Consider the following 10,625-nt stretch of genomic DNA (forward strand, 5'->3'; position numbering starts at 1 on the left):
GATGACGAATACCGCGACCCTCGCCTTCGAGATCGGCACCGAGGAGATTCCCGCCTTCGACTTGAAGCGCGCCACTGAGCAGCTGGCCGAGCTGGTGCCGGCCTCCCTGGACGCCGTGCGCATCCCCCACGGGGACGTGGCCATCTACACGAGCCCGCGCCGGCTCATCGCCATCGTGGACGCCGTGGCCGACCAGACCGAGGCCCTGGAGGAGGTCTTCCGCGGCCCGGCCGCCAAGATCGCCTTCGACGAGGCCGGCGCCCCCACCAAGGCCGCAATCGGCTTCGCCCGCGGCAAGGGGCTCGACGTGGATGCCCTGGAGCGCCGCGACGAGAACGGCACCGAGTACGTGTACGCCGTGCGCAGCGTGCCCGCCCAGCCCGTGGCGGCGCTTTTGCCCGAGGTGCTGCGCGGCATCATCGACGGCATCAGCTGGCCGAAGTCCTGCCGCTGGGGCACCACCCGCGAGATGTTCTCGCGCCCGGTGCGCTGGCTGGTGGCCCTCCTCGGCGATGAGGTGATCCCCGTCCAGTACGCCGGGCTCACCGCCGGTAACACCACCCGCGGCCATCGCTTCCTGGCCCCCGGCCCCCACGCGGTGCCCTGCGCCGATGCGTTGGTGTCCGTGGTGGAGAGCGCTTACGTGGTGCCCACCCAGGAGGCCCGCGAGGCCCGCATCCGCGCGGGCGTGGCGGCGGCCGAGGCGGCCACCGGCTATGTTGCCGAGCTGCCGGCCAAGACCCTGACCGAGGTCATCAACCTGTCCGAGTACCCCACGGTGATGGTGGGCACCTTCGACGAGGAGTTCCTCAAGGTGCCCGAGGAGATCATCGTGGACGCCATGCTCATGCACCAGCGCTACTTCCCGCTGTACGACGGCGGCAAGCTGACGAACAAGTTCATCATCGTCTCCAACGGCGATCCGGAGCGCGAGGCCACCATCGTGGACGGCAACGAGCGCGTGGTGGCGGCCCGCCTCTACGACGCGAAGTTCTTCTACGAGGAGGACCTGAAGCAGCCCCTGGACGCCTACGTGGAGCGCCTGGACGAAGTGGTGTTCCAGGAGGCGCTGGGCACCATGCGCGATAAGACCGAGCGCGTGGTGAAGCTGTCGGCGCGCCTGACGGCGGCGGCCGGCATCGCTCGCGAGGAGATGCACGACATCGCCCGGGCCGCCTATCTGGCCAAGGCCGACCTGGTCACAGGCGCGGTCATCGAGTTCACGAGCGTCCAGGGCGTCATGGGCAGCTACTACGCCACCGCCGCCGGCGAGCCTGAGCGCGTGGCCCGCGCCATCGCCGAGCACTACCGCCCCCGCTTCTCCGGCGACGCCATCCCCACCGACGTGGTGGGCCAGGTGGTGGCCCTGGCCGACAAGCTGGACACCATCTGCGGCCTGTTCGCCGTGGGCCAGTCGCCCACGGGTTCGTCCGACCCCTTCGCCCTGCGCCGCGCCGCCCTGGGCGTGCTGGCCATCCTGGAGACGGGTCTGCCCATCGATCTGGTGGAGGCCATCGACGCCGCCCTCATCATCTACCGCGAGGCGGGTCTGGAATTCGACAACGCCGCGGTGCGCCGGGAGATCATCGACTTCTTCATCACCCGCGAGAAGGTGGCCCTGCGCGACGCGGGCGTGAAGGCCGACACCATCGACGCGGTGCTGGCCTGCGGCATCGAGGAGCCCATGGTGCTGGCCGCCCGGGCCCGCGCCCTGGAGGCCGCCCGCACCGAGCAGCCCGAGGTGTTCGCCGATCTGGCCACGGCCTTCGCCCGCGCCAACAACCTGCGCGACACCAAGCTGGGTACCGGCTACAAGAAGGCCGAGCTGTCCGAGGTGGAGTGCGCCCTGTCCGAGGCGGTCATCGCCGCCGAGGAGGCCGTGGGCGCCGCCCTGCGCGAGGATCGCTTCGCCGACACGCTTACGGCCCTGGCGGCCCTGCGCGCCCCGGTGGACCGCTTCTTCGAGACCACCATGGTCATGGACGACGACCCGGAGGTGCGGGCCAACCGCCTGAAGCTGCTGAACCGCTTCGCCAACGCCTTCGCCCACGTCGCCGACTTCGGCGCCATGGCCAAGAAGTAGCCTTCGGCAACCATAACCCTGCTTTCTTGGTAAAGGAGGGAACAGGTCGGGAGGATCGCCCGCGCGCAGATTCCGCAGACTCGTGAAAAGAGGTGTACAATTTCCCCACCTCTTTTCACGAAAGCGAGGACTGACCGAGCACGGGTGGTCCTCCCGACCTGTTCCCGGCCAAGTCTTGGCGTTTTGCGAGAGAAAAGGCGGTTGCCATGCACAACTGTACTCCTGATGAGCGGGCGGCCCGCGTGCCCACCATCCATGTGGTCTCCGATTCCATCGGCGAGACCGCCCAGGTGGTGGCCCGGGCCGCCGCGGCCCAGTTCGGCGTCACGAACCCGCGCCTGGAAGTGTTCTCGAAGATCAAGAGCTACCAGGAGGTGCACGACTACCTGACCGAGCACGTGCGCTACCACCAGCAGACCCTGGGCGACGACCGCATCCTCGTGTTCTACACCATCGTGGACGCGGGCATCCGCCGCGAGTTGGCCGCCTTCACCGAGCGCCATCCCAACATCCTGGCCGTGGACGTCATGACGAGCGCCGTGGATGCCATCGCCGAGATGAGCGGCATGGACCCGGTGAACGAGCCCGGGGCCCTGCGCGTGGTGGACCACAACTACTTCCGGCGCATCGCCGCCATCGAGTTCACCATCGCCCACGACGACGGCCGGGCGCCCGAGGACCTCACCAAGGCCGACATCGTGCTTCTGGGGGTGTCGCGCTCCTCGAAGACGCCCCTGTCCATCTACCTGTCCCAGCAGGGCTACAAGGTGGCCAACGTGCCCCTGGACCCCTCCACCGAGCCGCCCTCCCAGATCTTCGACGTGGATCGCACGCGGCTGTTCGGGCTCATGATCAGTCCCGACGTGCTCATCGGCATCCGCCAGAAGCGCATCAAGAAGGCGGCGGGGAAGATGCAGCTCATCACCAAGGACTACGCCGACCCGGAGTACGTCTACCGCGATCTGGACGCTTCCCGGGCCCTCATGCGGCGCCTCGGCTGCATCGTCATCCACACCGAGGGGCGCGCCGTGGAGGAGACCGCTCAAGAGATTTTGCGTTACTACGAGCGAAGCCATCCGACCTCGACGGATATTATCGGCTGAATCCCTTATACTAGGGGCAGCGCGTCCCAGGCCCGTTCCCGGAGCCCGGCCGGCGCGCGCCTCGCTGGCCCAGGCTGGCACATGGGGCTATCCGGCAATCGCGCCGCGCGGCGCACAGCTTAAGGAGAAGTAAGGTGACAGAAGCAGTGAAGCGCGTCTACGCCTTCGGCAAGGACGCCAACGGGAACAACGTGACCGAGGGTAACACCGACATGAAGTGGATTCTCGGCGGCAAGGGCGCCAACCTCGCCGAAATGGCCAACATCGGCCTGCCGGTGCCTCCGGGATTCACCATCACCTGCCAGACCTGCATGGAGTACGCCAACGCCGGCAACGTGTGGCCGGAAGGCGCCCTCGACACCATCGCCGAGTACCGCGCCGACCTCGAGGAGCGCATGGGCAAGAAGCTCGGCGACGCCGAGGATCCGCTGCTCGTCTCCGTCCGCTCCGGCGCCCCCTTCTCCATGCCGGGCATGATGGACACCGTGCTGAACCTGGGTCTGAACGACGCCTCCATCCAGGGCCTCATCAAGCAGACCGAGAACCCGCGCTTCGCCTGGGACTCCTACCGCCGCTTCATCCAGATGTTCTCCAACGTGGTCATGGGCCTGGACGGCGACCTGTTCGAGAACGCCATCGTGGCCATGAAGAACGACCGCGGCGCCGCCTCCGACACCGACCTGACCGCTGATGACCTGCAGGAGCTCGTGGGCGAGTTCAAGGCCATCTTCGCCGAGAACGTCGATGGCGAGGCCTACCCGACCCTCGTGGTCGACGGCGCCGTGCAGTTCCCCCAGGACCCCATGGTGCAGCTCCAGCTGGCCATCGAGGCCGTGTTCGGCTCCTGGAACAACCCCCGCGCGGTCCTCTATCGCGCCACCAACAAGATCGCCGACGACCTGGGCACGGCCGTGAACGTGCAGTCCATGGTGTTCGGCAACAAGGGCAACACCTCGGCCACTGGCGTGGCCTTCACCCGCAACCCCGCCAACGGCGCCAAGGAGTTCTACGGCGACTACCTGGTGAACGCCCAGGGCGAGGACGTGGTGGCCGGCATCCGCAACACGAGCCCCATCGCCGAGCTGAAGGAAGTGGAGGGCCTGGAAGAGGCCGGCGCCCAGCTGGAGGAGATCTTCGAGGTGCTGGAGAACCACTTCCGCGACATGTGCGACATCGAGTTCACCATCGAGCAGGGCAAGCTCTGGATGCTCCAGACCCGCGCCGGCAAGCGCACCGCCGCGGCCGCGCTGGGCATCGCCATCGCCATGGAGAAGGAGGGCCTCATCTCCAAGGAGGAGGCCGTCATGCGCGTGGCCCCCGACCAGCTCGACCAGCTGCTGCACCCGCAGTTCGACAAGGACGCCACCTACGACGTGGTGGCCCGCGGCCTGAACGCGAGCCCGGGTGCCGCGGTGGGCGAGGCCGTGTTCTCCGCCGCCGACGCCGTGGCCGCCACCGAGGCCGGCCGCAAGTGCGTGCTCGTGCGCTGGGAGACCAACCCCGACGACCTGGCCGGCATGATCGCCGCCGAGGGCATCCTCACCTCCCATGGCGGCAAGACGTCCCACGCGGCCGTTATCGCCCGCGGCATGGGCGCCCCCTGCGTCTGCGGCGTGGAGGCCCTGAAGATCGACGCGGCCAAGAAGGAAGCGGCCATCGCCGGCACCGACATCGTCATCCGCGAGGGCGACATGATCTCCATCGACGGCACCACCGGCATCGTGGTGCTGGGTGCGGTGGATCTGGTGCTTCCCGAGTTGACCGGCGACTTGGACACCATCCTGGAGTGGGCCGACGAGTTCCGCACCCTGGGCGTGCGCGCCAACGCCGACAACCCCGAGGACGCCGAGCTGTCCCGCGGCTTCGGCGCGGCGGGCATTGGTCTGTGCCGTACCGAGCACATGTTCCTGGGCGACCGCAAGCAGATCATCCAGACCTTCATCCTGAACGACGACGAGCTCATCCGCGAGAAGGCCGTGGCCGACCTCTACGAGGCCCAGGTGGGCGACTTCTACGGCATGTTCAAGGCCATGGACGGCCTGCCGGTCATCGTGCGCCTGCTGGACCCGCCGCTGCACGAGTTCCTGGAGAGCCCGCGCGAGCTGGACGTGGAGATCGCCAAGCTGGAGGTGTCCGGCGCCTCGGCCGACGTCATCGCCGAGAAGCGCGCGCTGCTGGAGAAGATCGACGGCTTCGCCGAGCAGAACCCCATGCTGGGCATGCGCGGCTGCCGTCTGGGCATCGTGTACCCCATCCTGCCCGTGATGCAGGTGCGCGCCATCGCCACCGCCTGCGCCCGCCTGCAGAAGGAGGGCTTCGCGCCGAAGCCGGAGATCATGATCCCGCTCGTGTCGGTGCTGCCCGAGCTGGCGAAGCTGCGCGCCGTGGCCGAGGCCACCATCGCCGAGGTCGCCGAGGCCGAGGGTGTTGAGCTGAGCATCCCCGTGGGCACCATGATCGAGCTGCCGCGCGCGGCCGTCACCGCCAACGAGATCGCCACTGAGGCCGACTTCTTCTCCTTCGGCACCAACGACCTCACCCAGACCACCTTCGGCTTCAGCCGCGACGACGTGGAGGGCGAGTTCGTGCCGCAGTACCTGGCCGAGCACCTGCTGCCCTACAACCCCTTCGCCACCATCGATCCCGGTGTGGCGAAGCTCGTGGAGATGGGCGTCGAGCTGGGCCACGAGGGCAACCCGGACATCGTATGCGGCGTCTGCGGCGAGCACGGCGGCGATCCGGAGTCCATCCACACGTTCAACCGCATCGGTCTGGACTATGTGAGCTGCTCTCCCTACCGCGTGCCGGTGGCCCGTCTGGCCGCTGCCCAAGCTGCCATCCAGCAGCGCTAGGGCGCTTTCGCCGGTTGCGGCGCTGCGGCGTTCGCGCCCAGTGCTCGCAACGGTAGCGTGCAACCGCGCATCACCCAAGGCGCGGGAAGGCTTCGGCCCTCCCGCGCCTTTCTTTTCGGGGTTGTCTTGACGGTGGCGGTCGGCGTTCTATAATGAAGAATATGATAGGTAGACACCTTGGTCGGGACGGCCGCCTCTCATTTTTCACTTTGTGTGAAGAGGACCGCGTCGTCGGTTGGCGACGCGGCCCTTCCTCTCTTGCGCAGAATGAAGGAACTTGCTAGAATAGGTGCCAACGGAGGCCCGGCCGTTAGCGGGCAGTGCCGTTGGGTTTGTGAGCCTCGGGTGCGCTTTCACCCGAGGCTTCTTTGTCAAACCCCTGCCGTTTCTGCTCGGTGCTCTGGGTATAGAGTTTCACCGCTGCCGTTGCCAACCCTGTGAGAGCGGTCAGCAGCTGCAGGATAAACATGGTAAGCTCCATAGGCCATCACCTCCTGCCTTGTTGGACGAGCCAATAGAATCAGAAGGCACTGCCAGCACGTTTCGGGACTTACACCGTTGACAAATACAAACTAGCGTATTACAAATTACTAATAAAGACTTGACAGTCAAAAAATGAAAAAGAAAGAGCCGGCGATGACGTTGCATCTCGATAACCTGCCTCGGACCATCTACGTCGAACGGGAGGAAGGGGAGCCGCGGGTCGTGATGATCGACCAGCGGGCCCTGCCCGGCGCGCTTGCGTGGATTCGCACGGCCGATTGGCGGGTCGTGGTGGATGCAGTGAAGACCCTCGCCGTGCGCGGTGCCCCGGCCATCGGGGTGGCGGGGGCGGCTGCGGTCATGCTCGCGGCCTTCGAGCTCGCCGGTTCGCGCGACGGGGCAACGGCCATCGCGGAAGAGGGCGGCGCGGCGGCCATGGCTTCGGTCCCGCGGGTCGGCTCGGCCCGATCGGCGGAAGGCCCCGGCGCTTCCGGGGACGCCGCCGCGGCCGCCATGAACGGTGCGCCGTTCCGAGAAGCGCTGGCCGCTGTGGCCGCCGAGGTGGCCCAGGCCCGCCCCACGGCCGTGAACCTGTCCTGGGCCGTGCGCAGGGCCGCTCAGACGGCTTCTGAGGCCCTGGATGGGGGGCAGACGGCCCAAGAGGTGTCCGAGACCCTGTACGGGCTCGTAGAGGCTCTCATCGTCGAGGACGAGGCCGCCAACCGGCGCATCGGGGCCGCGGGCGCGGCCCTGTTGCGCGACCGGGCCCAAACCCTGGGGCGGCCGCTGCGCATCCTCACCCACTGCAATGCCGGCAGCCTCGCCACGGCCTTCTACGGCACGGCCCTCGGTGTGGTGTACGCCGCGGCCGCCGAGGGGCTCGTGGAGCGCGTCTGGGCCGACGAGACGCGGCCCGTGGGCCAGGGGGCGCGCTTGACGGCCTGGGAGCTGGCCCGGGCCGGGGTTCCCGTGACGCTCCTCTGCGACAACATGGCCGCGAGCCTTATGGCCGCCGGCCGCGTCGATGCCGTGGTGGTGGGGGCTGACCGCATCGCTGCCAACGGGGACACGGCGAACAAGATCGGTACCCTCGGTGTGGCCGTGCTGGCCCATCACTTCGGGGTGCCCTTCTTCGTGGCCGCGCCGGTCAGCACCGTGGATGTTGCCATGGCCGATGGAAGTTCCATTCCCATCGAGGAGCGCGACGGGGCCGAGGTGTGCCCGCATCCGCCGGAGGGCGTGGCCCTCTACAACCCGGCCTTCGATGTGACCCCGGCCTCGCTCATTACTGCCATCGTGACGGAGGAGGGGGCCTTCGCACCGAGCGCGTTGGCTTCGGCCCTTGGCGAGCGGGCGCTCACCTCGGTTTCGGCTGTCTCGGCTTAGGCCAGCCCCGCTTCCAACTCTGTTGGCCCCGTGGTTGCGGCCGTTGTTATGTAAATCGAAATTCCTAGGTCATTACACCCTATATTCCTAACAACATTATATGTTATAGTACGCTTCATCAACCATAGGAGCACTGGGCCCTCTTGCGGTGCCCGGGAAGGGAAGCAGGGAAGGATAGCGGGATGATTACATTGGCTGCGGCCTCGCAGAAGGGCGGTGTGGCGAAGACCACGACCAACTTGGCCATCGGGGCGAAGCTGACCCAGGACGGCGCCCGGGTGCTCTACATCGACCTGGATCCGCAGATGAACCTCTCGACGACGCTCAAGGCCGCCTGCGCCGGCGTGCCCTCATCCCTCGAGGTGCTCACGGGGGAGGCCACCATCGCCGAGGCGGCCCAGGTCATCGACGGCTACGCCGTGGTGCCGGCCAGCCGCCTGAACGGCAAGGCCGACGACCTCATGCCGAGCGTCGGGAAGGACTATCGGCTTCGCAAGGCCCTGGCCGCCGTGGCCGACGACTACGACTACGCCATCCTGGACACACCCCCGGCCCTGGGCACCCTTACGGTGAACGCCCTCACGGCAGCAAGCTGGGTCGTCATCCCGGCCCAGGCCGACGCCTACTCGCTCGACGGCGTGACCGATCTGGCGGCCACCATCGAGGCCATCCGCGAGTACACCAACCCCGACCTGAAGATCGCCGGCATCCTGCTCACGCGCTACAACCCGCGCACCTCTATCTCGCGGGTCATCCACGAGGACGCGGAGGCCATGGCCTCCGAGCTGGACACCAAGGTGTTCCGCGCCTGGATCCGCGAGGCCACGGTCATCAAGGAGGCCCAGGCGGTCAAGCAGTCGCTGTTCGACTACGCGCCGTCGGCCAAGGTGGCCTACGACTACCGGTTCTTCATCGACGAGCTCATGGGGGAAGTCAATGGCTAAGAAGGACTTGCGCGCCCAGATGGACGCCGCTCGGGCCGCGGCCGCCTTCATCGGCGCCGCCCAGGAGGCCGATCAAGCTCGGGAAGCCCAAGCGGCCCCCGCGCCGGCCTCGTCCGCTGCTGTGCCCGTGGAGTCGGGCCCGTCGGTGGCCTACGAGGTGGTCTCGCTGGCAGAAGAGGCTCCCCGTGCGGAGGCCTCGCTGGGGGAGGCGCCCCCGGCTATTTCCGAGCGAGTGCTCTCGGGACAGGCCTCGTCCTCGTCGTCCCAGGTTGATGGCGTGGCCGCGGCCATGGCCCCGGATACCTCCGACCGGCTTGGGGATGTGGCCGTCCTGGCGGATGTCGCCCCGGCAGCGGGAACGGGGCGCCGCGGGTCGTCGAAGGGCGCAGAGAAGCCCAAGACCCCCCGGACCCGCAAGCCGCGCAAGAAGGCCCCCGAGCCCGTGGAAGAGCCCGCGGATTCGTCGGCGCGCATGACGGCCCAGGTGCTCGTTCCCATGACCGCCGAGCAGCGGGAGCACGCTGATTTGCTGGCCCAGGTGATGAAGATCACCCGCGCCGAGGTGATGCGCCAGGCCCTCGACGAGTACTGGGACAACCACAAGGCCGAGCTCCAGGCCGCCGTGATGGCCTACGAGCAGCTTATCCGCAAGCTCATGAAGTGACCGCAAGGCTGCGAAGCACGGTGGCGACCCCTCCCTCGTCAGCGCCGCCTCTTATGGCTCCAGGAGCTGGGACGGCCCCTCAGGGGCCGAGCAACAATCAAGCGCCCTCTGGGGCGCTTTTCTTATGCCCTGACGCTGGGGTGGGGGAGGTGGGGAATGCGTGACGCGGGGAAGGGTGCGGAAAAGCGAGGGATGGCATTGTGGCAGAGGCGAAGCGGGGGGGGACTAACGTTGGGGTGCGGATGATGGGGAGCGCATGACGCCAGAGGAGAGGCGGGAAAGTGAGGGATGGTGTTGCGGCAGAGGTGAAGCGACGGGGAGGGGTGCGGGAGGTCGAAGTGAGGCTGCGACAGACGCGAGGCGGATGCGTCAGCAAAGGCTTGGGGTTATGACGGTGATGGGAAGAGAGGGTGGCAAGAAGAGAGGGTGGCAAGGAGTGAAGACGGCAGATTGCGAAGGCTGGCAATGCCGTTTGGAGGGAACATGGAGACGATTCCGTTTTAGGCGAATTCGAGAAAAATTTTTTCTCGGGAGAGGCTGCCCTCAATTCCTAAAGACATTAAGACATATAATGATTATTAAACTATGTTATGATGGGATAAAAGAATTTTGAAACAAGCAAATAGTATAATCACATAAACCTATAGGGATTTAATTACGATTTAGAAAAAGAGCGGTTTACCTGGGGTATTGTGAATAGTGGATACAGCAAATCATCAATATATAATGTAACTGTAAAGTAATATAGACATTATATAACTATGTTACATAAGAAACTTTAAGGAGAATTGACGAGATTTTGTGGATTTCGGAGGAACGAAATGGGGGGAGGGTGCTCATTTTGCGCATCGAAAATAACGGCCGGTCAATAGTAAAAGCCCAGTATAACGATGGAAATTGAAAACGTTTTGGCTTTACTTTGTTGCCGATTTGTAGATAATAATCCATAGACGCAAACACTCTTTGGCACTCCTGCGCCCAAAACGCGGATCGAGTGTTTGCAAGAGAGAGAAAATATGCCAATTCATCAGGGAATTTGGCATTGAGATAACCGCCGGGCGAGCATGGGAAAGGCTCGCCGGGGCGAAACGGAGAGAGAACGAGCGAAAT

General features: G+C 65.9%; 7 protein-coding genes. 6 read left to right on the plus strand and 1 reads right to left on the minus strand.

Annotation, left to right across the window (positions count from 1 at the left end; genetic code table 11):
* The first annotated feature begins 1 nt into the window (after position 1).
* The 3 genes from glyS (at position 2) to ppdK (ending at position 6,038) form a co-directional block, all read left to right on the plus strand.
* A complete protein-coding gene (glyS, locus tag ACTOXK_RS00655; protein WP_482277373.1) occupies positions 2-2,083 on the plus strand; it encodes a glycine--tRNA ligase subunit beta in 2,082 nt (693 codons plus the stop codon).
* Between the two features lie 206 nt (positions 2,084-2,289).
* On the plus strand, positions 2,290-3,186 hold the full coding sequence (locus tag ACTOXK_RS00660; RefSeq protein ID WP_482277372.1) for a pyruvate, water dikinase regulatory protein: 897 nt from the start codon (positions 2,290-2,292) through the stop codon (positions 3,184-3,186).
* Positions 3,187-3,320: 134 nt separating this feature from the next.
* Positions 3,321-6,038 carry a pyruvate, phosphate dikinase gene (gene ppdK, locus ACTOXK_RS00665; protein ID WP_482279812.1) on the plus strand — a complete coding sequence of 906 codons (2,718 nt, stop codon included), beginning with the start codon at positions 3,321-3,323 and terminating at the stop codon, positions 6,036-6,038.
* A 310-nt stretch (positions 6,039-6,348) separates the two neighbouring features.
* On the opposite strand, the gene ACTOXK_RS00670 is transcribed toward ppdK, so the two are convergent.
* On the minus strand, positions 6,349-6,507 hold the full coding sequence (locus ACTOXK_RS00670; protein WP_482279813.1) for a hypothetical protein: 159 nt from the start codon (positions 6,505-6,507) through the stop codon (positions 6,349-6,351).
* A gap of 167 nt (positions 6,508-6,674) precedes the next feature.
* Here ACTOXK_RS00670 and mtnA point away from each other — a divergent pair, with 167 nt between their 5' ends.
* From mtnA to ACTOXK_RS00685, 3 genes are all read left to right on the plus strand, one after another.
* The gene (gene mtnA, locus ACTOXK_RS00675) at positions 6,675-7,907 is read left to right on the plus strand and encodes an S-methyl-5-thioribose-1-phosphate isomerase (protein ID WP_482279814.1); all 1,233 of its coding nucleotides are present in this window, start codon (positions 6,675-6,677) and stop codon (positions 7,905-7,907) included.
* A 182-nt stretch (positions 7,908-8,089) separates the two neighbouring features.
* Positions 8,090-8,851: a ParA family protein gene (locus tag ACTOXK_RS00680; protein WP_482279815.1), complete on the plus strand. Its 762-nt coding sequence runs from the start codon at positions 8,090-8,092 to the stop codon at positions 8,849-8,851.
* On the plus strand, positions 8,844-9,515 hold the full coding sequence (locus tag ACTOXK_RS00685; RefSeq protein ID WP_482279816.1) for a hypothetical protein: 672 nt from the start codon (positions 8,844-8,846) through the stop codon (positions 9,513-9,515). The genes ACTOXK_RS00680 and ACTOXK_RS00685 overlap by 8 nt, the downstream gene beginning before the upstream one ends.
* The last annotated feature ends 1,110 nt before the right edge of the window (positions 9,516-10,625 follow it).

It is taken from the genome of Adlercreutzia sp. (genome assembly GCF_056795635.1).